Source organism: Dyella sp. SG609 (genome assembly GCF_012275375.1).
GTDB lineage: Bacteria > Pseudomonadota > Gammaproteobacteria > Xanthomonadales > Rhodanobacteraceae > Dyella_D > Dyella_D marensis.
In genome coordinates, this window is the sequence record NZ_JAAZQJ010000017.1 from 13835 (window position 1) to 37001 (window position 23167).

The 23167-nt window shown below is 68.9% G+C and carries 20 protein-coding genes; 12 read left to right on the forward strand and 8 right to left on the reverse strand.

The genetic code is table 11. The annotated features are described in order from the left end of the window. Positions 1 to 193: 193 nt before the first annotated feature. From rplQ to FHW85_RS21260, 3 genes are all read left to right on the forward strand, one after another. On the forward strand, positions 194 to 577 hold the full coding sequence (gene rplQ / locus FHW85_RS21250; protein ID WP_167257907.1) for a 50S ribosomal protein L17: 384 nt from the start codon (positions 194 to 196) through the stop codon (positions 575 to 577). 191 nt (positions 578 to 768) lie between these two features. Further along, entirely contained in the window at positions 769 to 1272 is a 504-nt protein-coding gene (locus FHW85_RS21255; RefSeq protein WP_167257905.1) for a disulfide bond formation protein B, read from the forward strand. A 22-nt stretch (positions 1273 to 1294) separates the two neighbouring features. Continuing rightward, complete coding sequence (locus FHW85_RS21260) at positions 1295 to 2662, forward strand: 3-deoxy-7-phosphoheptulonate synthase class II (protein ID WP_168649568.1); 1368 nt, start codon at positions 1295 to 1297, stop codon at positions 2660 to 2662. Between the two features lie 70 nt (positions 2663 to 2732). On the opposite strand, the gene FHW85_RS21265 is transcribed toward FHW85_RS21260, so the two are convergent. Beyond that, complete coding sequence (locus tag FHW85_RS21265) at positions 2733 to 4331, reverse strand: amidase (protein WP_210427880.1); 1599 nt, start codon at positions 4329 to 4331, stop codon at positions 2733 to 2735. Positions 4332 to 4432: 101 nt separating this feature from the next. On the opposite strand from FHW85_RS21265, the gene FHW85_RS21270 reads away from it, so the two are divergent. Both FHW85_RS21270 and FHW85_RS21275 read left to right on the forward strand, forming a co-directional pair. Then, positions 4433 to 5188 (forward strand): c-type cytochrome, encoded by a 756-nt coding sequence (locus FHW85_RS21270; protein WP_168649570.1) that lies wholly within the window; start codon positions 4433 to 4435, stop codon positions 5186 to 5188. Further along, the gene (locus FHW85_RS21275; RefSeq protein WP_167257896.1) at positions 5185 to 6474 is read left to right on the forward strand and encodes a c-type cytochrome; all 1290 of its coding nucleotides are present in this window, start codon (positions 5185 to 5187) and stop codon (positions 6472 to 6474) included. The genes FHW85_RS21270 and FHW85_RS21275 overlap by 4 nt, the downstream gene beginning before the upstream one ends. A gap of 176 nt (positions 6475 to 6650) precedes the next feature. On the opposite strand, the gene FHW85_RS21280 is transcribed toward FHW85_RS21275, so the two are convergent. Continuing rightward, positions 6651 to 7001, reverse strand: a complete 351-nt coding sequence (locus FHW85_RS21280; protein ID WP_168649571.1) for a GFA family protein — start codon at positions 6999 to 7001, stop codon at positions 6651 to 6653. A gap of 32 nt (positions 7002 to 7033) precedes the next feature. After that, positions 7034 to 7570, reverse strand: a complete 537-nt coding sequence (locus FHW85_RS21285) for a mismatch-specific DNA-glycosylase (RefSeq protein WP_168649572.1) — start codon at positions 7568 to 7570, stop codon at positions 7034 to 7036. Positions 7571 to 7680: 110 nt separating this feature from the next. On the opposite strand from FHW85_RS21285, the gene FHW85_RS21290 reads away from it, so the two are divergent. The 3 genes from FHW85_RS21290 to FHW85_RS21300 all read left to right on the forward strand — a co-directional run bounded on the left by FHW85_RS21290 (position 7681) and on the right by FHW85_RS21300 (position 14333). Further along, the gene (locus tag FHW85_RS21290) at positions 7681 to 8787 is read left to right on the forward strand and encodes a mechanosensitive ion channel domain-containing protein (protein WP_168649573.1); all 1107 of its coding nucleotides are present in this window, start codon (positions 7681 to 7683) and stop codon (positions 8785 to 8787) included. A gap of 164 nt (positions 8788 to 8951) precedes the next feature. After that, positions 8952 to 10442: a ribonuclease G gene (rng, locus tag FHW85_RS21295; protein WP_167257888.1), complete on the forward strand. Its 1491-nt coding sequence runs from the start codon at positions 8952 to 8954 to the stop codon at positions 10440 to 10442. Between the two features lie 24 nt (positions 10443 to 10466). Then, positions 10467 to 14333: a YhdP family protein gene (locus FHW85_RS21300; protein ID WP_168649574.1), complete on the forward strand. Its 3867-nt coding sequence runs from the start codon at positions 10467 to 10469 to the stop codon at positions 14331 to 14333. Positions 14334 to 14340: 7 nt separating this feature from the next. On the opposite strand, the gene FHW85_RS21305 is transcribed toward FHW85_RS21300, so the two are convergent. After that, positions 14341 to 15549, reverse strand: coding sequence for a sterol desaturase family protein (locus tag FHW85_RS21305; protein ID WP_168649575.1), 1209 nt, complete (start codon positions 15547 to 15549; stop codon positions 14341 to 14343). Positions 15550 to 15699: 150 nt separating this feature from the next. On the opposite strand from FHW85_RS21305, the gene tldD reads away from it, so the two are divergent. Both tldD and FHW85_RS21315 read left to right on the forward strand, forming a co-directional pair. Next, positions 15700 to 17139, forward strand: coding sequence for a metalloprotease TldD (gene tldD, locus FHW85_RS21310; protein WP_167257882.1), 1440 nt, complete (start codon positions 15700 to 15702; stop codon positions 17137 to 17139). Positions 17140 to 17409: 270 nt separating this feature from the next. Further along, positions 17410 to 19020, forward strand: a complete 1611-nt coding sequence (locus FHW85_RS21315; RefSeq protein ID WP_168649576.1) for a S53 family peptidase — start codon at positions 17410 to 17412, stop codon at positions 19018 to 19020. 100 nt (positions 19021 to 19120) lie between these two features. On the opposite strand, the gene yjgA is transcribed toward FHW85_RS21315, so the two are convergent. Beyond that, the gene (gene yjgA / locus FHW85_RS21320) at positions 19121 to 19654 is read right to left on the reverse strand and encodes a ribosome biogenesis factor YjgA (RefSeq protein WP_168649577.1); all 534 of its coding nucleotides are present in this window, start codon (positions 19652 to 19654) and stop codon (positions 19121 to 19123) included. A 20-nt stretch (positions 19655 to 19674) separates the two neighbouring features. Next, the gene (locus tag FHW85_RS21325) at positions 19675 to 19926 is read right to left on the reverse strand and encodes a DUF1653 domain-containing protein (RefSeq protein WP_167257876.1); all 252 of its coding nucleotides are present in this window, start codon (positions 19924 to 19926) and stop codon (positions 19675 to 19677) included. Between the two features lie 119 nt (positions 19927 to 20045). Here FHW85_RS21325 and pmbA point away from each other — a divergent pair, with 119 nt between their 5' ends. Together pmbA and FHW85_RS21335 are read left to right on the forward strand one after the other, a co-directional pair. Further along, a complete protein-coding gene (pmbA, locus tag FHW85_RS21330) occupies positions 20046 to 21413 on the forward strand; it encodes a metalloprotease PmbA (protein WP_168649578.1) in 1368 nt (455 codons plus the stop codon). Between the two features lie 115 nt (positions 21414 to 21528). Further along, positions 21529 to 21957, forward strand: a complete 429-nt coding sequence (locus FHW85_RS21335) for a DUF4870 domain-containing protein (protein ID WP_167257872.1) — start codon at positions 21529 to 21531, stop codon at positions 21955 to 21957. Positions 21958 to 22009: 52 nt separating this feature from the next. Here the strand turns inward: FHW85_RS21335 and FHW85_RS21340 are convergent, their stop codons facing one another. Together FHW85_RS21340 and FHW85_RS21345 are read right to left on the reverse strand one after the other, a co-directional pair. Then, on the reverse strand, positions 22010 to 22873 hold the full coding sequence (locus tag FHW85_RS21340; protein WP_243868222.1) for a farnesyl diphosphate synthase: 864 nt from the start codon (positions 22871 to 22873) through the stop codon (positions 22010 to 22012). Positions 22874 to 22886: 13 nt separating this feature from the next. Further along, positions 22887 to 23144 (reverse strand): exodeoxyribonuclease VII small subunit, encoded by a 258-nt coding sequence (locus FHW85_RS21345; protein ID WP_167257868.1) that lies wholly within the window; start codon positions 23142 to 23144, stop codon positions 22887 to 22889. Positions 23145 to 23167: the final 23 nt, after the last annotated feature.

A 23167-nucleotide genomic window follows, 5' to 3' on the forward strand; every position in this document is an offset into this window, starting at 1 on the left:
GGTCCTCTTTGATCGCCTGCAGTACCCAAGCCCCGGCGGAGCGCCACGCGCATCCGCCGGGCACCAGAAGCGGCCAGTCCTGGCCCGTCTCTTAAGAAGAGCCCGAACCAACAAGGCTCCAAAAGCGGGTAACCGCGGGAAGCCGGTCATTCCGACCGGTTTTTCATAACAACAGACATAGAGAGTAAACGTCATGCGCCACCAGAAATCCGGTCGCAAGCTCAACCGCACGAGCAGCCACCGCGAAGCCATGTTCCGCAACATGGCCGCCTCGCTGATCAAGCACGAGCTGATCCGCACTACCCTGCCGAAGGCCAAGGAACTGCGCCGCGTCGCCGAGCCGCTCATCACGCTCGCCAAGACCGACGGCGTCGCCAACCGCCGCCTCGCTTTCTCGCGCCTGCGCGACAAGGAAGCCGTGGGCAAGCTGTTCGTGCAGATCGGCCCGCGCTACAGCCAGCGTCCGGGCGGCTACCTGCGCATCCTCAAGTGCGGCTTCCGTCCGGGCGACAACGCCCCGATGGCTTATGTCGAGCTGGTGGATCGTCCGCGTACCGAAGCCGTCGACGCCGAGTAATTCCGGCTCCAGGCTGAGCAAGACCTAAAACCCCGGTCGGTATCCGACCGGGGTTTTTCTTTTGGGTTCCCTGGCCGGTGCCCGCGTAAAAACGCCGCGCAATTTATGCGTGCGCATAGGCCGAAAGCGTGCTGACAGCGCCATGGCGAGCGGGTAATGTCGCCGTTCCGCACCGCAACAGCCCGCTGGCCATGAACCCACTCCGCTGGTCGTACCGCACCTCTTTCCTCGTCGGCTTCCTGATCTGCGCCGGCCTGCTCGCCTTCGCGCTGTATGCCGAATACGGGCTGCACATGGAGCCCTGTCCGCTGTGCATCTTCCAGCGCATCGCCTTCATGGTGATGGGCGTATTCTTTCTGATCGGCGCCGTCCACGGCCCCCGCAGCAAGGGCGTGCGCTGGGTCTATGCGGCGGGTGCGATCCTCGGCGCCATCGGGGGCATCGCCACCGCGGCGCGCCATCTGTGGATCCAGACCCTGCCGGCGGACCAGATCCCCGCCTGCGGCCCCAACCTCGGCTACATGATGGACGCGTTCCCCATGGCCAAGGTGCTGAAGATGGTGTTCACCGGCTCCGGCGAATGCGCCAAGGTCGAACCCATCCTCGGGCTGCCGATGCCGGCCTGGACGCTGTTCTGGTACGTGGCGCTGCTGGCGCTGGTGGTGATCGCCGCCACCCGCCGCGTCCAACGCTGAGGTTCGAGAGGAAACGCAGTCCATGAACGCCGATATCCAGCTGTCCACCGTGCCGACCACGTGGGCTCCCGATTCCTGGCAGCAGCGCACGGCGCTGCAGCAGCCGCTGTACGAGAACGCCGGCGAGCTGGCCCAGGCCACGCGGCATCTCGCCAGCCTGCCGCCGCTGGTCACCTCGTGGGAGGTGCTCGCGCTCAAGCAGGCATTGGCCGAAGCACAGGAAGGCCAGCGCTTCCTGCTGCAGGGCGGCGATTGCGCGGAGAGCTTCGCCGACTGCACCAGCCCGGTGATCTCCAACCGGCTCAAGGTGCTGCTGCAGATGAGCCTGGTGCTGGTTCACGGCCTGCGCATGCCGGTGCTGCGCGTGGGCCGCTTCGCCGGCCAGTACGCCAAGCCGCGTTCGGCCGACATGGAAACGCGCGATGGCGTGACTCTGCCCAGCTTCCGCGGCGACCTGGTCAACAGCCCCGAATTCACCCCCGCCGCGCGGCGCGCCGATCCGCAGCGCCTGATCCAGGCGCACGCGCATTCCGCGCTGACCATGAACTTCGTGCGCGCGCTGATCGACGGCGGCTTCGCCGACCTGCATCACCCGGAATACTGGGACCTGGCCTGGGTGGAACACTCGCCGCTGGCCGCCGAGTACCGCCGCATGGTTGCCGGCATCGGCGACTCGCTGCGCTTCATGGAAACCCTGGCCGGTCCGATCGCCGGCTTCACCCGCGTCGACTTCTTCACCTCGCACGAAGCGCTGCTGCTGCACTACGAAGAAGCGCTGACGCGCCAGGTGCCGCGCCACCAGGGCTGGTTCAATCTCTCCACGCATTTCCCGTGGATCGGCATGCGCACCGCCGCGCTCGACGGCGCGCACGTGGAATATTTCCGCGGCATCCGCAATCCGATCGCGGTGAAGGTCGGGCCATCGGTGACGCCGGACCAGCTGCTGCCGCTGATCGACGCGCTCAACCCCGACGACGAACCCGGCCGCCTCACCCTCATCCACCGCATGGGCAACGCGCAGATCGCCAAGGCGCTGCCCCCGCTGCTCGACGCGGTGAAGCGCGCCGGCCGCCGCGTGCTGTGGGTGGCCGATCCGATGCACGGTAATACCGAGAGCACCTCCAACGGCTACAAGACGCGCCGCTTCGACAATATCCGCGGCGAGCTGGATCAGGCTTTCGATATCCATGCGGCGGCGGGCACGCGGCTTGGCGGCGTGCATCTGGAGCTGACCGGCGAGGACGTCACCGAATGCATGGGCGGTGCGCGGGACCTGAGCGAGGCGGATCTGGATCGCGCCTACAAGTCGATGGTCGATCCGCGCCTCAACTACGAGCAGTCGCTGGAGCTGGCGATGCTGATCGTGCGGAAGTCGCAGAAGACGGTCTGATTCCATCGGTGCCGCAATAAAAAGGGGCGCTCTTCAGCGCCCCTTTTTTATCTAAGCGAAATAGCGCGCTTCATGGCGCCGTATCGGCCACCACCGGCTTCCCACCCACGGTATCCAGGAACTTCGGCGCCCGCCACGCCTGCGCATGCTGCTCGAAGCCGTACGCAATCGTGATCAAGGCCGGCTCGCTCCACTTCGCACCGAAGAACACGATGCCCACCGGCAGCTCATGCGCAAAGCCCGCCGGCACCGTGATCGACGGATAACCCGCCACCGCCGCCGGCTGCGAGGCGCCGCCCACGGTCGGGTCGCCGCTCACCACGTGATCGCCCAGCACCGGATCGGTCACGAAGGTCGGACCCCACGACGGCGCCAGCAGCGCATCGAGGCGATCCTTGGCCAGGGCGGCGTCGATGCCTTCCGGTCCCGCGAAACGCTTCGCCTTGGCCTGCGCTTCCACGTAATCCTTGTCGGTCAGCGGCCCCTTCGCCTGCGCCTGCTCGAACAGCTCCTGCCCGAACCACGGCATCTCGCGTTCGGCTTCGCGCTTATTGAAGGCGATCAGGTCGGCCAGCGTCTTCATCGGCGTGCCGCGGCGCGTGGCCAGATACGCCTGCATATCGTGCTTGAGGTCGTACAGCAGCACGGTGAGTTCCGGATCGCCCAGCTCCTTCAGATGCGGCAGTTCCACCGGATCGACGATCACCGCGCCTTGCGCCTTCATCAGGGCGATCGATTGTTCCAGGATGCGGTCGGCATTCGGCTCCGCGCCGGCCAGCCCGCGCACCACGCCGATGCGCTTGCCCTTCAGGCCGTTGGGGTCGAGAAAGCGCGTGTAGTCGGTGGCGTGCTTGTCCGCCTCCGCCGTGGCGGGATCGCGCGGATCGCTGCCGGCGATCGCGCCCAGCACCGCCGCCGCATCGGCAACGTTGCGCGCCATCGGGCCGGCGGTGTCCTGGTTATGGCTGATCGGGACGATGCCGCTGCGGCTGACCAGGCCCACGGTCGGCTTGATGCCGACGATGCCGTTCGCCGCGGCGGGGCAGATGATCGAGCCATCGGTTTCCGAACCGATCGCCGCGGTGGCCAGGCCCGCCGCGACCGCCGCGCCGGAGCCCGCGCTGGAGCCGCAGGGATTGCGATCCAGCACATAGGGATTGCGCGTCTGCCCGCCGCGCGCGCTCCAGCCGCTGCTGGCGTGGCTGGAACGCATGTTCGCCCACTCGCTCAAATTGGTCTTGCCCAGGATCAGCGCGCCGCTCTTGCGCAGCCGCGCCACCAGGCCGGCGTCGCGCGGCGCCGGCGGCGCGTCGGCCAGGGCGAGCGAGCCGGCGGTGGTGAGCATGCGGTCGCCGGTATCGATGTTGTCCTTCAGCAGCACCGGGATGCCGCGCAGCGCGCCCTTGGATTTCTGCTTGTCGATCCGCGCGGCGAGCTTGAGCGCATCCGGATTGGTTTCCAGCACCGAGCGCAGCGCCGGGCCGTCGCGGTCGATGCGCTGGATGCGTTCGAGGAACAGCTGCGCCAGTGCTTCGCTGCGCAGCTGGCCGGCATCCATGCGCTGGTGCAGATCCTTGATCGAAGCCCAGGCCAAGGCGGGATCCGCCGATTGGGCGGGCAGGGCAGTACTGGCAAGCAGCAGCGCGGCAAACGAGAGCGAAAGCGGCAAACGAGTCACGGCGTGTCTCCTGGGCGCGGCATGATGTCGCGAAGCGGCAGCTTAGCGGCTTCGACCACGGAGCGAGGAAGGGCGGCGCCTATAATCGGCGCATGAACAGAGCCCAGCTGTGCCAGGCCAGGCGTGTGTGCTCCGCCGTCCTGCTGATCGCCGCCATCGCCCTGGCCGGCGCCGTGCACGCCCAGGCGGCGGCCAACGACCCGCCGCACGTGCCGGACACGCTCAAGCAGCGCATCGCCAGCTGCACCGCCTGCCATGGCGAGCGCGGCGAAGGCACGCCGGATAGCGGCTTCTTCCCGCGCCTGGCCGGCAAGCCCGCCGGCTATCTGGCGCGCCAGCTCAAGGACTTCCAGGACGGCCTGCGCAAGTACGGTCCGATGGAATACACCACGCGCTACCTCACCCCGGCTTACATGCGCGAGATCGCCGAATACTTCGCCGCGCAGGAGGTGCCCTACGCGCGCTCGCCGATGCCGCGCATCGCGGCGGATGCGCTCAAGCGCGGCGAGGAACTGGCCACCAAGGGCGACCCGTCGCGCCAGATTCCGCCCTGCGCCGCCTGCCACGGCACCCAGCTCACCGGCGTGCAGCCGGACGTGCCCGGCCTGGTCGGCCTGCCTTACGACTACCTCAGTTCGCAGCTCGGTTCCTGGCGCACCAGGACACGCGCTACCGTGGCGCCGGACTGCATGGCCGAGATCGCCAACCGCCTGAGCGTGGACGACATCAGCGCGGTCTCGGCCTGGCTGGCCGGCCGCGAGCTGCCGGCGGACATGCATGCGCAGCCGGCCGGTTCGATCACGCCGCCGCTGCATTGCGGCGTGCTGAGCGCGGAGGCCAGGCCATGAAGATCTTCCGCATCGGTTTTGCCGTCGTCGTGCTGGCCGGCCTGGGCGTGGCCGGCTGGCTGTTCCTGCGCGGCGGCCAGCCGTCGGTGCCGCGCTCGGCCAGCCAGGTGGATGCCGCCGCGCTCAAGGACCCGGCGCTGATCGCCAAGGGCGCCTACCTCACCCTGGTCGGCGACTGCGCCTCCTGCCATACCGGGCAGGGCGGCGCGCGCTTTGCCGGCGGGCGCGTGGTGGGCACGCCGTTCGGCGACATCCCCGCGCCCAACCTCACGCCGGACCGCGAGACGGGCCTGGGCGAGTGGAGCTTCGAGGCGTTCCGCCAGGCGCTGCACGACGGCGTCGACCGCAACGGGCAGTTCCTGTATCCGGCCTTCCCGTACACCTCGTACACCAAGGTGTCGCGCGAGGACGCGCTGGCCATCTTTGCCTATCTGCAATCGCTGGCGCCGGTCCACCAGGCGGCGAAGCAGCCGGGCCTCGGTTTTCCCTACAACGTGCGCAACACGCTGAAGGCCTGGCGCGCGCTGTATTTCCGCGAAGGCGAATACGTGGCGGACGACACCAAGTCGCCGGAGTGGAACCGCGGCGCTTACCTGGTGCAGGGCCTGGGCCACTGCAACGAATGCCACGTCGAGCGCGATGCCTTCGGCGGCATGCGCAGCGACCAGTCGCTGTCCGGCGGCCAGATCCCGGTGCAGAACTGGTACGCGCCGGATCTCAGCACGCAGGCCAACGGTGGCCTCGCCGGCTGGAGCGCGCAGGACATCGTCGACCTGCTGAAGACCGGCCAGTCCGCCAAGGGCACCGCGTTCGGACCGATGGCCGAAGTGGTGTCGCGCAGCACCCAGCATATGAACGAGGCGGACCTGAAAGCGGTCGCCACGTATCTGCAGTCGCTGCCGGCGCGTCCGCGCGTGTCGTACCAGCCGTCACCGCTGGATACCAAGCCGATCCTCGACCAGGGCGCCAAGGTCTATGCCGAACGCTGCGCCGATTGCCACGGCAGGCAGGGCGAGGGCGTGGCCGGCGTGTATCCGCCGCTGCGCGGGAATTCCTCGGTGAACGAGCCGACCGGCATCAATGCGATCCGCGTGGTGCTGCTCGGCGGCTTCGCGCCGGCGACGCAGGGCAACCCGCGCCCGTATTCGATGCCGCCGTTCGCACAGCAGCTCAACGACAGCGACGTGGCGGCGGTGGTCACCTACATCCGCCAGTCGTGGGGGAACGACGCGCCGCTGGTGCAGGAGCGCGACGTGATCAAGTACCGGCATACGCCGATCGATTGATGGCGAGCTGCGCCTATTCAATCTGCCGCAACTTCTACTACTTCGTCATCCCGGCGCAGGCCGGGATCCAGTGACGTCACCGCTCGCTTGTCGCGAAAGGCCGAAGTTCCCGGCCTTTTCGCTTTCCATGTAGCGCATCGCTACTGGATCCCGGCCTGCGCCGGGATGACGAGCGTTTAGAAGCTGCGGCCGTCAACGGGCACGCGCTTGATCGCCGCTAGATCGACACCCTCCAGGCACCGCACATTCACCGCCGTCATCAACTTCCCATCCGGCATCGTCCCCAGCGCAAACGGCGCGCAACCGCACTGCCTGCAGAAGTGATGGGCGATCACGTGCTTGTTGAAGCGATACACGCCGAGCTGGTCTTCGCCGCCGTGGACCTGGACCTGCTCGCGCGGCACGAACCACAGCAGGTAGCCCTTGCGGCTGCAGTGCGAGCAATTGCATTCCATCGCCTGCTCCGGCGGATCGGCGCGGTCGACTTCCAGGGTGATCGCGCCGCAGTGGCAGCTGCCTTTGAGCATGGGGAGTCCTCCTTGCCGGGTGAGGCGCAACCCTACGCGCCGCGGCTGCGGCGGACAACGTCCGCCAGCGCCAGCCATGGCGCCAGGTCCCAATGCCCGCGCGCCTGCCCGGATGGCGAGGGCAGCACGAACAAACGCGTCGCGCCGATGCGCTCCGGCTGCGGGCCGTAATCGGCCGCGCGGCCCAGCGCCGCGCGCGCGGCGGCCTTGCTGGTGAAGGCGAGCAGGGCAGGGGCGTAGCGTTCGATCTTGGTGTGCAGGGCCGGGGCGTCGAAGGCGCCGCGCGGCAGTTCGTCGTCGTTGCCTGAGTGCAGCTTGGCTACGTCGGTCAGGCCCACGCCGTAATCCGGCAGCTGCGGATACTCGGCCGGCCGCAGCAGGCGCGGCGTCAGGCCGCAGGCGTGCAATGCGCGCCAGAACATGTTGCCGGGATGCGCGTAATAGGCCTGCTCGGCCGCCGAGCGCTTGCCCGCCGCGGTGCCGCAGAACACCAGGGCCAGGCCAGGGCGCAGCACGTCGGGAAGGATATGCGCCGGCGCGGCGGCGAGCGGGCGGGGAGTGGCGGGCATGACGCGCACTGTAACGGGGCGCCGCGCGTTCATCGATCGACCACGGAATCTGGACATCCCCTGCGGCACGGTAGGGCGTCGTTGTATCCCCTACGCCTCCCCCGCGACGTATGGCCATCGATCTCGCCAGTTTCTGGAACGACCATCCGCTCGGCCGCCTCGGCATCACGGTGGCCATCGCGCTGGCGCTCGCCTTCGTGCTGCGCCGCGTGGCGCGCGCGGTGCTGCGGCGGCTGTCGCGCCGGCACCCCGCCGCCTACGGCATGGTCAGCCGCGCCAATGCGCCGATGGAATGGCTGGTGCCGCTGCTCACCGTGGCGGTGGCGCTGCGCGTCACGCCGGACGTGGAGTCGCTGCGCTTCATGGGCGACGTCCGCCACCTGCTGCTGGTGGCGCTGATCGCCACCACCACCTGGCTGGTGGTGCGCTGCATCGGCGCGCTGGAAGACCTGGTCATCCGCCTGCATCCGGTGGACCTGGCCGACAACCTGCGCGCCCGCAGCGTGGTCACCCAGGTGCGCGTGCTGAGCCGCTCGACCATGGTGCTGTTCATCCTGGCCGGCCTGGCCGCGGTGCTGATGACGATTCCCGGCGTGCGACAGTTCGGCGCCAGCCTGCTGGCCTCGGCCGGCCTGGCGGGGCTGGCGCTGGGCATCGCGGCCAAGCCGGTGCTGAGCAACCTCATCGCCGGCCTGCAGATCGCCCTGGCCCAGCCGATCCGCCTGGACGACGTGGTGATCGTGAAGGGCGAATGGGGCCGCATCGAGGAGATCACCGGCACCTACGTGGTGGTGCGCATCTGGGACGAGCGCCGGCTGGTGGTGCCGCTGAACTGGTTTATCGAGAACCCGTTCGAGAACTGGACCCGGCGCAGCGCCCAGCTGATCGGCACGGTGTTCCTGTGGGTGGATTACCGCCTGCCGCTCGACCCGCTGCGCGCCGAGCTGGAACGGCTGTGCCGCGAGACCCGGGAGTGGGACCGGCGCGTCTGCGTGCTGCAGGTGGTGGAGGCCGGCGAGCGCGCCATGCAGCTGCGCGCCCTGGTCAGCTCGGCCGACTCCGGCCAGGGCTGGGACCTGCGCTGCCGCATCCGCGAGGGCCTGATCGCCTTCATCCGGCGCGAATACCCGGACTGCCTGCCGCTGACCCGGATCGACTGGCGCGCCGGCCACGAGGACGAGCCCGCCGCACCGGCCCGGGGCCCGGCGCCGGGCTGACGAAGGCCCCGAACCGGGCGCGGCTGATGAAACCCGCAGCCGCCGAGCCTGTCTCAAGCCAGGAGGCGCCGGCCACGGCGCGAACGGGTTCGCGGCCCGCGCACGGGCGCATCGACGCCCGTCCGCCCAGCCGCTATAAAGACCCTCCGAGAGGGGAGTGTTCGGTGAGTGAAGAGATTCTGATCAATGTGACGCCGCGCGAAACCCGCGTCGGCGTGGTCGAGAACGGCATGCTGCAGGAAGTGCATGTCGAGCGAGCCTCCCGCCGCGGCTACGTGGGCAATGTCTACAAGGGCCGCGTGCAGCGCGTGATGCCCGGCATGCAGGCGGTGTTCGTGGATATCGGCCTGGAGCGCGCGGCCTTCCTGCATGCCTCCGACATCGTGCGCCCGCCGCTGCCGGTGGCCGCCGAGGGCGAGGCGGTGGCGGTGCCGGCCGGCAACGGCCATACCCCGTCCATCAGCGAGCTGGTGCACGAAGGGCAGGAAATCGTGGTGCAGGTGGTGAAGGACCCGATCGGCACCAAGGGCGCCCGGCTGTCCACCCACCTGTCGATTCCCTCGCGCTACCTGGTGCTGCTGCCGCATGCGCGCACCCTGGGCATTTCCGCGCGCATCGAGGACGAGGCCGAGCGCCAGCGCCTGAAAGAGGTGATGACCTCGCTGATCGGCGAAAACCCGCTCGGCTACATCGTGCGCACCAACGCCGAGGAGCAGACCGCCGAGTCGCTGGCCTTCGACGTCACCTACCTGGGCAAGGTCTGGCGCGTGGTGCAGGAGAACATCGCCAAGGCCAAGGTCGGCGAGCGCGTGTACGAGGAACTCTCGCTGCCGCTGCGCAGTCTGCGCGACATGCTCAACGACGACATCGAGAAGGTGCGCGTGGATTCGCGCGAGACCTACGAGAAGGTCGTGAAGTTCGTGCACAAGTTCATGCCGAGCCTGGACGATCGCGTCGAGCATTATTCCGGCGAGCGTCCGATCTTCGACCTCTACGGCGTGGAAGACGAAATCCAGCGCGCGCTGCGCAAGGAAGTGCCGCTGAAATCCGGCGGCTACCTCATCGTCGACCAGACCGAGGCGATGACCACGATCGACGTCAACACCGGCGGCTACCTGGGCACGCGCAACCTGGAGGAAACGGTCTACCGCACCAACCTCGAAGCCGCCCAGGCGGCCGCGCGCCAGCTGCGCCTGCGCAACCTCGGCGGCATCATCATCATCGACTTCATCGATATGACCGACGAGGAACACAAGCGCCAGGTGCTGCGCATGCTGGAAAAAGGCCTGCTGCGCGACCACGCCAAGACCACGGTGTATCCGATGTCCGCGCTGGGCCTGGTGGAGATGACGCGCAAGCGCACCACCGAAAGCCTGGAACGCCAGCTGTGCGAGCCGTGCCCCGCCTGCGGCGGCCGCGGCACGGTGAAGACCGCCGAGACGGTGACCTACGAGATCTTCCGCGAGATCACCCGCGCGGTGCGCCAGTTCAATGCCGAGAAGCTGCTGGTGATGGCCAGCCCGAAGGTGGTCGGCCGCATCCTCGAAGAGGAGTCCGTGGCCGTGGCCGAATTGGAGGAGTTCATCTCCAAAAGCATACGCTTCCAGGCCGAAGAGCATTATTCGCAGGAACAGTTCGATGTCGTTCTCCTCTAGTTCGCTGCGCGGCGAGAGCCCGCAGTGAACATTGCCGCGCGCCACCTGCACCGGATCGCCCGCGCCCTGGGCTGGATCCTGGGCGTGGCCCTGATCAGCCTGGCGGTGCTGGCCGGGCTGATCCAGCTGCTGCTGCCGACCCTGGCCAGCCATCCGCAATGGGTGGCCGCGCAGCTGGGCAAGCTGCTGGAGCGGCCGGTCTCGTTCAGTTCGCTGGAAGGGCGCTGGGAGCCGTCCGGCCCCTTGTTCGTGATGCGCAATACGGTGGTGGCGGCGGGGCCGGGCGAGAGTCCGCTGAGCATCCCGGAGACCGAGCTGAAACTGGACCTGGGCGGCTGGCTGATGCCCTCGCGCCACCTGGTCAACCTGCGCGTGCGCGGCATGCAGCTGGACCTGGCGCGCGGCAAGGACGGCAGCTGGCACGTCAACGGCATCGGCGTGGCCGGCGGCGGCGAACGGCAGAACCCTTCCTTCGGCCGGCTCTCGGTGGAGCTGTGGCTGCGCGACCTGCGCCTGGACATCGCCGACGAAACCACCGGCAAGCACTACGCGCTGCTGGCCAGGCAATTGCGCGCCAGCCGCCAGGGCGGCCGCGTGCGCGTGGGCGCGATCCTGCAGCGCGAAGGCGTGGCGGGCGAGCTGCGCGGCGCCGGCAATTTCCGCGAGGACGGCGCCGACGGCCGCCTGTGGATCAGCGGCAGCAAGATGGACCTGCGCGCCTTTACCGCCGGCGTGGATATGGGCGGCTATACGGTCGACAGCGGCAGCGGCAGCTTTTCCAGCTGGCTGGACTGGCGCGACGCGAAAGTGGTGCGCAACCTCACCCGCGTGGATCTGGACGGCCTGGCGCTGACCAACCCGCAAGGCCGCCAGGCCCGCGTCGCCTCGCTGCATGCGCTGGGCGACCTGCACAAGACCGACCAGGGCCTGCACGTGCGCTGGGGCGCGGACGACGGCGGCGCGCTGGCGCTGGATGTGCGCAACGGCAGCGACGGCCATGCCGACGAAGCGCTGATCGCCGCGCGCGATCTGCAGCTCAGTGCGCTGGCGCCGTGGGCGGCGCTCAAACCCGAACTCTCGCCCGGCATGGCGCAATGGCTGGGCACCGGCAAGCCGCGCGGCAAGCTGGGCAACGTGGCGCTGCGCTGGACGCGCGCCGACGGCCTGGCCAGCGCCACGGTCGGCTTCAGCGGCTTGGGCATCGACGCGGCGGGCAAGCTGCCCGGCATCGACCACCTCGACGGCACCCTGCGCGGCGACGCCGGCGCGCTGGCCATCGAGCTGCCTGCGCAGTCCACCGTGCTGCGCTTCCCGCACACCTTCCGCAAGCCGTTCGTGCTGCCGCGCCTGGCCGGCAGCTTCGCGGCCTGGCACGAGGACGGCGACTGGCATCTGGGTATCGAGCCGCTGGACTTCGAGGGCGAAGGCTTCGGCGGCCATGCGCGGGGCGAGATCCGCCTGCCCGACGCCGGCGGACGTCCGTTCCTGGACCTGTACGCCGTGCTCGACCACGCCGACATGGAGGCCGCCAAGCTGTTCTGGCCGACCGACTCGATGTCGCCGCAGGCGATCGAATGGCTGGACCGCGCGCTGGTCTCCGGCAAGATCGAGCGCAGCGACCTGCTGGTGCGCGGCGACCTCAAGGACTGGCCTTTCCATGCCAACGAAGGCCGCTTCGAAGCGCGCGCCGAAATCAGCGGGCTGAACCTGGACTACGGCAAGAACTGGCCGCGTGCCGAAGGCATCAACGCGGTGGCCAGCTTCGTCAACAACAGCATGCTGGTGGAGGCCAGCGACGGGCAGTCGCTGGGGGTCAAGGCCGAACGCGCGGTGGCGCTGATTCCCGATCTCGCCCACACCGTGCTGGACCTCAACGTGCATGGCTCCGGCAGCGGCGCCAGCCTGCTCGATTTCGTCAAGCACAGCCCGATCGGCAGCCGCCAGGCCGATGCGCTGAACAAGCTGAGCCTGGGCGGCGCCGGCAGCTTCGATTTCCATCTGTCGCTGCCGATGAAGGACTCGAAGGACTTCTTCCTCAATGGCACGGCCGAGCTGAAGGACGTCGACCTCAATGCGCCGGACTGGAACCTCAAGCTCGACAACATCAGCGGCCCGGCCACCTTCGATGCGCACGGCTTCCACGGCGGGCCGCTGGATGCCGTCTTCCGCGGCCAGCCGTCCAAGCTGGACATCGCCATCGCCGCCGCCACCGGGAAGCCGGACACCGAGTTCTCCGCGCGCCTCAGCGGCCGCTACGGCATGGCCGAGCTGGTGCAGGGGCTGTCCCAGCTCGACTGGCTGAAGGACGTGGCCAGCGGCCGCAGCGATACCACCGTCGGCTTCGACATCGTGCGCCAGGACACCGTGGCCAGCAGCGCGCAGCTGCTCACGCTGGACACCAATTTCGCCGGCATGGCGCTGGACCTGCCGGCGCCGCTGAAGAAGTCCGCCGACGGCAGCCTGCCGACGCATCTGGCGCTGACCCTGCCGGTGTCGGGCGGCGACCTGCAGATCGCGCTGGGCCAGGCGATGCGCCAGCGCTTCCGCCTGCCCGACGACAAGCGTCCGCTCGCCGCCACCTTCAACTTCGGCACGCGCATGCCCGACACCGTGCCCGACAAGGGCATCCGCGTGCGCGGCCGCGCCGCGCGCATGGACGTCACCGGCTGGGTGCAGCGCGCCGCGGCCGGCAGCAGCGGCGGCCCGGGGCTGGAGAGCATCGACGTCAGTGCGGACCAGGCTGAAGTGTTCGGCCACGCGTTTCCGTCCATGCGCATCCAGGCGGCGCCGGAAGGCGGCCAGCTGAACGTGGACGTGGACAGCGCGGATATCGTCGGCCGCTTTGTCGTGCCCACCGCCGATCTCGATAAACGCGGCGTCACGGCGCGGCTGCAGCGCTTGTACTGGCCCAAGACCAATAGCCAGTCCGGCGACAACAAGAACAACCCCGGCGACCAGCCGAAAGCCGATCCCGCCAATACCGGCATCACACCGTCCGCGCTGCCGCCATTCCACCTGTGGGTCGGCGACCTGCGCTTCGGCGAATCCAAGCTGGGCGAGGCGCGCCTGGAAACCTGGCCGACCGACCGCGGCATGCATATCGACCAGCTGCGCGCGTTGTCGCGCAGCGTGCAGATCAATGCCAGCGGCGACTGGGAAGGCACCGCCAGCAACAGCCACAGCCATCTGCGCATCGACTTCGCCGCCGAGAACCTCGGCGACATGCTCGGCGCCTTCGGTTTCGCCGGCATGTTCAACGGCGGCAAGACGCGCGCGCACCTGGACGCCACCTGGCCCGGCGCACCCTCGGCGATGGAGCTGGCCAATATGGACGGCAAGCTGAGCATGCAGGTCACCGACGGCAGCATTCCCGAAGTGGCGCCCGGCGTCGGCCGCCTGTTCGGCCTGGTCTCGCTGGTGGAACTGCCGCGCCGCCTCACGCTGGATTTCGGCGACGTGTTCGGCAAAGGCCTGGCCTTCGATTCGATCACCGGCGACTTCGCGCTGGCCGGCGGCAATGCCACCACCAACAACCTGGCCATGCGCGGCCCGGCGGTGGAGATCACCATCAAGGGCCGCACCGGCCTGCGCAGCAAGGACTACGACCAGCAGGCGCTGGTGATTCCGCATGTGGGCAACAGCCTGCCGATCGTCGGCGCGGTAGTGGCCGGTCCGCTGGGCGCGGCCGCGGGCTTCGTCGCGCAGGGCCTGCTGGGGCGCGGCCTCAACCGCGTGGCCAGCGCGCGCTATCACATCGGCGGCAGCTGGGATAAACCGGATATTTCGCTGGTGGAGAAGAAAAACCTCTCCGCCGCCGAAGCCGCGGCGGCAGCGCCGGCACCCGCCGCGCCGGTGCCGGTACCCGCGCCGGCGAGCAGCGCGGCGCGCTGAAGCGGTTTCAGGACTCGCCCGGCTCCACCGGCCTGGTGCTGCCGCGGAACGGGAACAGCTGCTGGCGCACGAAGCCGTCCGGCATGTAGTCGCCGACCACGCCGTACTTCTCCGGGAATTTCTTCGTCGACTTCACCGCCGTGCCGAATACGTAGTCGAGGAAGGCGTAGTGCGCCGCGTAGTTCTTGTCGATCGCCTCGTCGTCGGAGGCGTGGTGCCAGTGGTGGAAATCCGGCGTCACCACCACGTACTTCAGCGGGCCCCACGGCAGGTGCACGTTGGCGTGGTTGAACACCGCCTGGAAGCCGACCACGATGATGTAGGCATTCATCACGCCTTCGCTGAAGCCCAGGATGTACAGCGGCGCCAGCACGCAGACGCGGGTGAAGATCAGCTCCAGCATGTGCTGGCGCGAGCCGGCCAGCCAGTCCATGGTCTTCACGCTGTGGTGCACCGCGTGGAAGCGCCACAGGAACGGCACCTCGTGATACGCGCGGTGCGTCCAGTACTGCGCCAGGTCCGCCACCAGGATGCACAGCAGCAGCTGCGGCACGAAGGCGATGTCGCGCACCGTCTGCTGGAAACCGCTGCTGACCAGCCAGCCGAACAGATGGTGCAGCAGGAAGTTCACCACCAGCAGCGCCAGCCCCACGATGAAATGATTCACCGCGAAATGCTTGAGGTCCGTCTGCCATTCCTTGCGGAACAGCGACTGGCCCTTGTACAGCGGGAACAGTTTCTCGATCACCACGAAGATCAGGGTGGAGCCGAGCAGGTCGAGGATGAACCAGTCCAGCCCGATATACGGCGTGTGATCCGGAAAATTGCCCACCGGCACGCGCGAGCCGCCCATCGCGGTGGCGGCCACCACCAGCGCGAACGCGACGATATTGATATTGCGCAGGCGCCCGAGAATGACATTGCCGAGCGAAATGCCGCCGGCGATCAGCAGCGCGCCCAGCAGCAGCTGGCGCAGCAGGTCGACCGAATACTTGTGGCGCAGGTCCGGCGTGGTCAGGTACTGCGGGAAATGGAAAGCCAGTACGCCGAGCAGGCTGAGCACGCCGAGCGACAGCGCGAGCACGCTGCTGATCTTGCCCAGGCCGGGTTTGAGTTCGCCGTCGCGGTGCAGCAGTTCGCGGGTGTCTTCGAGTGGTGCCTTGACGGTGCGGTCGATGACCTTCTGGGCCAGCTCGCGTTTGGAGGTGTCGCTCATCGGTGGTCCTTCACGTGGGGCGCCGGCGGTTCCGGCCAGCCTGGAGCATGGTAGCCGGGCGGGGGCGTGCCGCTCCACAACGGCTTTAAACGCGTGGCGGCGGCCCCCACTTGCTACAGTCTTACGTCCCATCGCACAGGCCGTCACCCCATGGATTCATTGATTGCCCAGGCCGAGCGCCGCCTCCTGGCGCCGGGCGGCCTGGCCGCCACCGATCTCGACCGCGTGTTCTCCCAGCTGATGGGGCCGTCGATCGACGCCGCCGACCTGTATTTCCAGCATTCGCGCAGCGAGTCGTGGATTCTCGAGGAAGGCATCGTCAAGGACGGCAACCACTCGATCGAGCAGGGCGTGGGCGTGCGCGCCATCGCCGGCGAGAAGACCGGCTTTGCCTATTCCGACGAGATCGTGCTGCCGCAGCTGCTGGAAGCCTCGCGCGCCGCGCGCGCGATCGCCCAGGACGGCAACGGCGCCGGCAAGCCACTGGCGCTCAACGGCGCGCGCCAGCTGTACCCCGCGATCGACCCGGTGGAAAGCCTGCCCAACCCCGACAAGATCGCCCTGCTGCGCGAGGTGGACGCCTATGCGCGCTCGCGCGACCCGCGCGTGAAGCAGGTGATCGTGAGCATCGCCGCGGTGATGGACACCATCCTGGTGGCGTCCTCCGACGGCACCCTGGCCGCCGACGTGCGCCCGCTGGTGCGCCTGAGCGTGCAGGTGATCGCCGAGCAGAACGGCCGCCGCGAGCAGGGCCACTCCGGCGGCGGCGGCCGCTACGGCTACCGCGAGCTGATGGAAAACGGCCGCGCCCTGGCCTTCGCCGACGAAGCCGTGCGCCAGGCGCTGGTGAACCTGGACGCGGTCGACGCGCCGGCCGGCAGCATGACCGTGGTGCTCGGCCCGGGCTGGCCCGGCGTGCTGCTGCACGAGGCGATCGGCCATGGCCTGGAAGGCGACTTCAACCGCAAGGGCAGCTCCGCCTTCGCCGGCCGCATCGGCCAGCGCGTGGCGGCGCCGGGCGTCACCGTGGTGGACGACGGCACCCTGCCGGGCCGCCGCGGCTCGCTCAGCATCGACGACGAAGGCACGCCGACCGAGTGCACCACCCTGATCGAGGACGGCATCCTCAAGGGCTACATGCAGGACAAGCTCAATGCGCGCCTGATGGGCATGCAGCCCACCGGCAACGGCCGCCGCGAATCCTTCGCGCAGCTGCCGATGCCGCGCATGACCAATACCTACATGCTGGCCGGCCAGCACGATCCGCAGGAGATTCTCCGCTCGGTCAAGCGCGGCCTGTACGCGGTGAACTTCGGCGGCGGCCAGGTCGACATCACCAGCGGCAAGTTCACCTTCTCGGCGAGCGAGGCGTACCTGATCGAGGACGGCAAGGTCACCCGGCCGGTGAAGGGCGCCACCTTGATCGGTTCCGGCCCCGACGTGCTCACCCGCGTGTCGATGATCGGCAACGACCTGGCGCTCGACGAAGGCGTGGGCGTGTGCGGCAAGGACGGACAGAGCGTGCCGGTGGGCGTGGGCCAGCCGACCTTGCGCGTGGACGGCATGACGGTAGGCGGCACCGCTTCCTGATGTTTGCGATGCGCTTTCGCGCATGCGCTATTCGCGAGAAATATCGCTGTATTCGCAAGGACTTTCTCGCTTTTTAAAAGGCAAACGAAAGCTTCTTCCCGTGTGCTAGCGGCACGCGGGGAGGGGCGGTGCGTTGCCGGGGAACGGGAGCTTCACAGGGGGAATCCAGACAAGGAACGGCGAGGTATCCGGGTTGCCTGCGTCCGGCGGCGTGCCGCCGGTACTCACGCCCATCACGGGCATCGAAGACAACCTTTTGGAGATGTTTTCATGCAGATGAAGAAGACCTCGTTGTGCCTGGCGCTTGCCGCGATCGTGGGGACGATCGCAGCCGCACCCGCCATGGCCGCAGGACCGAACAGCGCGTGGGCGAACACCGCCACGCATGCGCACGAACTGGCCGCGACGGCGACCACCGCGGACCTGGCCGAAGCCAGCCTGCCGGTGCACGTCGAAGTGGTGCTGAAGCTGCAGAACCGCTCGGCGCTCGACGACTTCATCAAGGCCTCGCAGGACCCGGCCAACGCACTGTTCCACGCCCGGCTCAGCACCGCCGATGCGCAGGCGATGTTCTCGCCGAGCCAGGCGCAGGTGCAGGCGGTGGTCGACCATCTGCGCGGCGCCGGCTTCAGCAATATCCAGGTGTCGGCCAACCGCCTGATCGTTTCCGCCGACGGCAACGCCGGCAGCGCGCAGAACGCGTTCGCCACGCGCCTGGTCAAGGCGCACGACGCCGAAGGCCGCGCGGCCTACGCCAATATCGACGACGCCAAAGTGCCGGCCCATCTGGGCGACTCCGTGCTGGCCGTGGTCGGCCTGCAGACCGTCGCGCACCCGCACACCATGCTCAAACTGGCGGCGCGCAGCGGCACCAACGCCACCACCGGCGTGACCGGCCACAATCCCACCGCGTTCCCGACCATCTACAACGTGGGCAGCACGCCGAACGCATCCACGATCACCGTCGGCATCATCAGCGACGGCAACATGACCCAGCCGCTGAAGGACCTGGCCAGCTTCACCAGCGCCAATGGCCTGCCGGCGGTGAACACCCAGGTGGTGACGGTGGGTACGGCGGGTACCGATACCAGCGGCACGCCGGAATGGGACCTGGACAGCCAGGACATCGTGGCGATGTCCGGCGGCGTGGGCAAACTGATTTTCTACGCGGCCAACTCGCTGTCCAACAGCGCGCTCACCCAGGCCTACAACCAGGTGGTGACCGACAACCAGGCGCGCGTGATCAATGTGTCGCTGGGCGAGTGCGAGACGTCCGCCAACAGCGACGGCTCGATGGCCGCCGACGACCAGATCTTTGCGCTGGGCGTCGCGCAGGGGCAGACCTTCTCGGTCTCCACCGGCGACTCGGGTTCGAACGAGTGCAGCAAGGCGCCGCGCGGCACCACGCCGAGCTATCCGGCCAGTTCGCCCTACGTGGTGGCGGTGAGCGGCACCACGCTCAGCACCGGCACCGGCAACAGCTGGGCCGGCGAGACGCTGTGGTCCAAGGCCGGCGGCAGCCCGAGCACGCTCGAACCCAAGCCGAGCTGGCAGACCCAGGGCGGCGGCACCACGCGCGACGTGGCCGACGTGGCGATGGATGCGGATCCGAACTCGGGCTCCATCATCATCGTCAATGGCAGCAACGCGCAGTACGGCGGCACCAGCCTGGCCGCGCCGCTGTTCGCGGCGACCTGGGCGCGCATGCTGGCGGGGCATTCGACCCTGGGCTTTGCCGGTCCGCATCTGTACCAGATGCCGGCGACGGTCTATCACGACATCACCTCCGGCAGTAACGGCGGCGAGACGGCGACGGCCGGCTGGGACTATGCCAGCGGCTTCGGCAGCACCATCGTGACCAATCTCAACAGCAGCCTCTGAGGTTTCGCCACGCGCAAATGCAAAGGGGCGCCGCGAGGCGCCCCTTTGTCGTATCCGCCGGCGTAGGTTGGGGTTCGCCTGCGGCTCACCCCAACCTACGTCATTCGTCTTCGCCGGTGGCGGCCAGGTCCTTCAGCAGCTGGAAGATTTCGCGGTACGCGCGCGGCGGCTTGTTCTTCTCGCGTTCCAGCCGCGCCTGGCGCAGCAGCGAGCGCAGGTGCTGGCGGTCGAGCTGCGGATAGGCGGCGATCAGTTCCGGCAGCGCGCTTTCCTCGTCGGCGAGCAGCCTGTCGCGGGTGGCTTCCAGGCGATGCATCGCCGCGGTTTCCTGGCGCTGGCGCTCGCGGTTCTCGCCGAGCGCGGCGCGCACGCCGTCGAACACCTCGGTGTCGTGCTTGCGCATGGTCTTGGCCAGAAAGCCGAGCTGGCGCTTGCGTGCGATATGCGAGGTGATCTTGCGGGTGTTGGCGATCTCGCGCAGCACGTCTTCCGGCAGGTCGAGCTTGGCCAGGCGGCTGGGCGGCAGTTCGACCAGCTGCTGCGCGAGCTCCAGCACGGCCAGCGCATCGCGGCGCTGCTGCGTGCGGGTCGGGCCGTAGTCGTGGTCGGGATTGTCGGTGTAGGTGCGATGCACGGGTTCAGTCTCTTTCTGCGTCAGGGCGCGGCGATGGCCGCGCCAATGGCGATGCCGGGTTCGGCGCGTTCGAGCGCGAAGCGCGGCACGGTTTTTCCGTCGACCTGCACCGTCTCGCAGAACATCGCCGCGGGACGCACCCACAGGCCGTGCTCGCCGTACAGCGCCTGGTAGACCACCAGCGTTTCCATGGTCTCGCTGTGGCGGGCGGTGCCGAGCACGCGGTAAGGCTGCCCTTTGTAGTGACGGTACAGGCCGGTCTCCGGCACCATGGCGCTTTTCTCCGCGGCGAGGGCTTTGCATCGGCCGCGGCGCCCCCACGTCGGGAGGCTGCGCGGCTGCTGCTTGGAATGGGCCGCGTATTCTACCCGCCAGTCTTCAGGAAGCCCATGTGAGCGCGATTTCCGTTCCCTCCGACCGCAGCCAGCAGGATCTCGACCGCCTCGCCGATCTCGCCCAGGACGTCATCCGCCGCGCCCGCGCCGCCGGCGCCAGCCAGGCCGAGGTAGCCGCCAGCATCGACACCGGGCTGAGCGTGAACGTGCGCCTGGGCGAGGTGGAGACGGTGGAGCACACCCGCGACCGCGGCTTCGGCCTCACCGTGTACTTCGGCCAGCGCAAAGGCTCAGCCAGCACCGCCGACCTCAACCCGGACTCGATCCAGGCCACCCTGGACCAGGCCTGCGCCATCGCCCGCTACACCGAGGAAGACTCCGCCGCCGGCCTGGCCGACCCCGCGCGCATGGCCACGGTCTTCCCCGAGCTGGACCTGTGGCACCCCTGGGCGCTGGACACGCCGGCCGCGATCGAGCTGGGCCAGCGCGTGGAGCAGGCCGGCCGCGCGCAGGCCGGCATCACCAATTCCGAGGGCGCCAGCGTGCAGGCGGGCGAGAGCCTGTCGGTGTACGCCAATTCGCACGGCTTCGTCGGCCGCGAGCGCGGCACGCGGCATTCGCTGTCGCTGTCGCTCATCGCCGGCGACGAGGACGGCATGCAGCGCGACTACTGGTACGACAGCGTGCGCAGCGCCGACGATTTCATGAGCGCCGAGGCGCTGGGCCGCAAGGCCGCCGAGCGCACCCTGGCGCGGCTGGGCGCGCGCCGCCTGTCCACCCGCCAGAGCCCGGTGCTGTTCGCGCCGGAACTTGCGCGCAGCCTGGTCGGCCACCTGGTGGGCGCGGTCTCCGGCGGCGCGCTGTACCGCCGCGCCAGCTTCCTGCTCGACCACGCCGGCAAGCAGGTGATGCCCTCGTGGCTGAACATCGTGGAGCGGCCGTTCCTCAGCCGCGGGCAGGGCTCGGGCGCGTTCGACGCCGAGGGCGTTGCCACGCGCGACAGTTCGCTGATCGAGGACGGCGTGCTCGCCCGCTACGTGCTGGGCAGCTATTCGGCGCGCAAGCTGGGGCTGGAATCGACCGGCAATGCCGGCGGCATCCACAACCTGATCGTGGAAGCCGGCGCCGCCGACGGCGGCCGCGACGACTTCGCCGGCATGCTGCGCCGCCTGGGCACCGGCCTGCTGGTGACTGAGGTGATGGGGCAGGGCGTGAACACCATCACCGGCGACTATTCGCGCGGCGCGGCGGGCTTCTGGGTCGAGAACGGCCGGATCGCCTACCCGGTGGAGGAAATCACCATCGCCGCGAACCTGCGCGACATGTACCTGGGCATCCAGGCGGTGGGCACCGACGTGGATCCGCGCTCGCACCTGCTGACCGGGTCGATCCTGCTGGACAGGATGACCATCGCGGGCGAGTGAGTCCGGCCGTACGGCCGCATAGGCCGCCCGTTGGCTCGGCAAACCGCCGCGCCGCTTGCTAGCATCGGCGCCACCGGCACCGAGGCCGGATCACCGCATGGCCAGGAGAGCACGCATGAGCGTCCCACCCGAATCCGTCGAGCCTACCGATCCGACACCGCCCTCGGACATGCCGAGCGCCGAGGAGCGCCAATGGGCCATGCTGGCTCATCTGTCAGCCCTGCTGGGCACCCTGGTCACCGGCGCCTGGTTCGGCATCGGCTGCTTCCTGGGGCCGTTGATCATCTGGCTGGTGAAGCGCGAGACGATGCCCTTCGTCGACGACCAGGCCAAGGAAGCGCTGAACTTCAACATCACCATGGCGATCATCGCGGTGGTGCTGCTGCTGATCACCGTGCTCACCTTAGGCATAGGCATCATCCTGGCCGTGCCGGCCGGCATCATCATCGGCATCGCGTGGCTGGTGCTGGTGATCATGGCGACGATCAAGTCGAACGAAGGCGAGCGTTACCGCTATCCGTTCTGCCTGCGCCTGATCAAGTAAGCCGGCTTGCCGGCGCAACGAAAGAGGCAGCCACGGGCTGCCTCTTTGCGTTTCAGTGGTGGCGCCGCGCCGCGTACAGCGCCAGCCGTTCCAGCAGCGCGCCGCGTTCGCCCAGCGGGGCGATCGCCTGCAGCGCGGTGGCGGTGAGTTCGTCCAGCCGCGCGCGCGAGGCGTCCAGGCCGATGATCGAAGGGAAGGTCGGCTTGTCGTCGGCCGCGTCCTTGCCGGCGGTCTTGCCGATCACGGCGGACTCGCCTTCCACGTCGAGGATGTCGTCGCGCACCTGGAAGGCCAGGCCCACGGCGTGGGCGTAGCGGTCCAGCGCGTCGAGCGTGGCTTCGTCGGCCCTGGCGGCCAGCGCGCCCAGGCGCACCGAGGCGCGGATCAGCGCGCCGGTCTTGCAGGCGTGCATGTGTTCCAGCGCGGCCAGGCTCAGCGTGCCGCCGACCGCGCCCAGGTCCAGCGCCTGTCCGCCGGCCATGCCTTCGGCTCCGCAGGCGCGGCCCAGGCTGCGCAGCATGGCCAGGCAGCGGGCGGGGTCGGTGTGGCCGTCGTTGGCCAGCAGTTCGAAGGCCAGCGCCTGCAGCGCGTCGCCGGCCAGGATCGCCATGGCCTCGCCGAACACCACGTGGCAGGTGGGGCGGCCGCGGCGCAGGTCGTCGTCGTCCATCGCCGGCAGGTCGTCGTGCACCAGCGAGTAGGCGTGGATCAGCTCCACCGCGCAGGCCGGCGCATCCAGCGCCGGGCCGTCCTCGCCCAGCGCATGGCCGGCGGCGTACACCAGCAGCGGACGCAGCCGCTTGCCGCCGCCCAGCACGGCATAGCGCATGGCGCGGTGCAGGTCGGCGGGAGAGCGTTCTTCGGCGGGGAGGGCGCCGGCGAGAGCCTGGTCGGCGCGTACGATCAGCGCCTTCAGCGCCGGACCTAGATCAAAGTTCGGGTTCAAACGGTTCTGCGCTGTCGGGGTGTTCGGGGTCGAGCAGCAGGCGCACGCGCAGTTCGGCCTGTTCCAGGGCCTGCTGGCAGTGGCGATAGAGGCCGATGCCGCGCTCGAACGAGGCCAGGGAGTCGTCCAGGCTCAGGTCGCCGCCTTCCATGCGCGCCACCAGCTGTTCGAGCTCGTCCAGCGAATGTTCGAAATCGGCGGGAGCAGCGGGTTCGGCAGGGGCGGGTGCGGGCTTGGCCATGGCCGGAAAAATTAACGCAGCAC

Coding starts and splice junctions, on each gene's coding strand:
- rplQ (WP_167257907.1), top strand. CDS start 194: ATGCGCCACCAGAAATCCGGTCGCAAGCTCAACCGCACGAGCAGCCAC.
- FHW85_RS21255 (WP_167257905.1), top strand. CDS start 769: ATGAACCCACTCCGCTGGTCGTACCGCACCTCTTTCCTCGTCGGCTTC.
- FHW85_RS21260 (WP_168649568.1), top strand. CDS start 1,295: ATGAACGCCGATATCCAGCTGTCCACCGTGCCGACCACGTGGGCTCCC.
- FHW85_RS21270 (WP_168649570.1), top strand. CDS start 4,433: ATGAACAGAGCCCAGCTGTGCCAGGCCAGGCGTGTGTGCTCCGCCGTC.
- FHW85_RS21275 (WP_167257896.1), top strand. CDS start 5,185: ATGAAGATCTTCCGCATCGGTTTTGCCGTCGTCGTGCTGGCCGGCCTG.
- FHW85_RS21280 (WP_168649571.1), bottom strand. CDS start 7,001: ATGCTCAAAGGCAGCTGCCACTGCGGCGCGATCACCCTGGAAGTCGAC.
- FHW85_RS21285 (WP_168649572.1), bottom strand. CDS start 7,570: ATGCCCGCCACTCCCCGCCCGCTCGCCGCCGCGCCGGCGCATATCCTT.
- FHW85_RS21290 (WP_168649573.1), top strand. CDS start 7,681: ATGGCCATCGATCTCGCCAGTTTCTGGAACGACCATCCGCTCGGCCGC.
- FHW85_RS21305 (WP_168649575.1), bottom strand. CDS start 15,549: ATGAGCGACACCTCCAAACGCGAGCTGGCCCAGAAGGTCATCGACCGC.
- tldD (WP_167257882.1), top strand. CDS start 15,700: ATGGATTCATTGATTGCCCAGGCCGAGCGCCGCCTCCTGGCGCCGGGC.
- FHW85_RS21315 (WP_168649576.1), top strand. CDS start 17,410: ATGCAGATGAAGAAGACCTCGTTGTGCCTGGCGCTTGCCGCGATCGTG.
- FHW85_RS21325 (WP_167257876.1), bottom strand. CDS start 19,926: ATGGTGCCGGAGACCGGCCTGTACCGTCACTACAAAGGGCAGCCTTAC.
- FHW85_RS21335 (WP_167257872.1), top strand. CDS start 21,529: ATGAGCGTCCCACCCGAATCCGTCGAGCCTACCGATCCGACACCGCCC.
- FHW85_RS21345 (WP_167257868.1), bottom strand. CDS start 23,144: ATGGCCAAGCCCGCACCCGCCCCTGCCGAACCCGCTGCTCCCGCCGAT.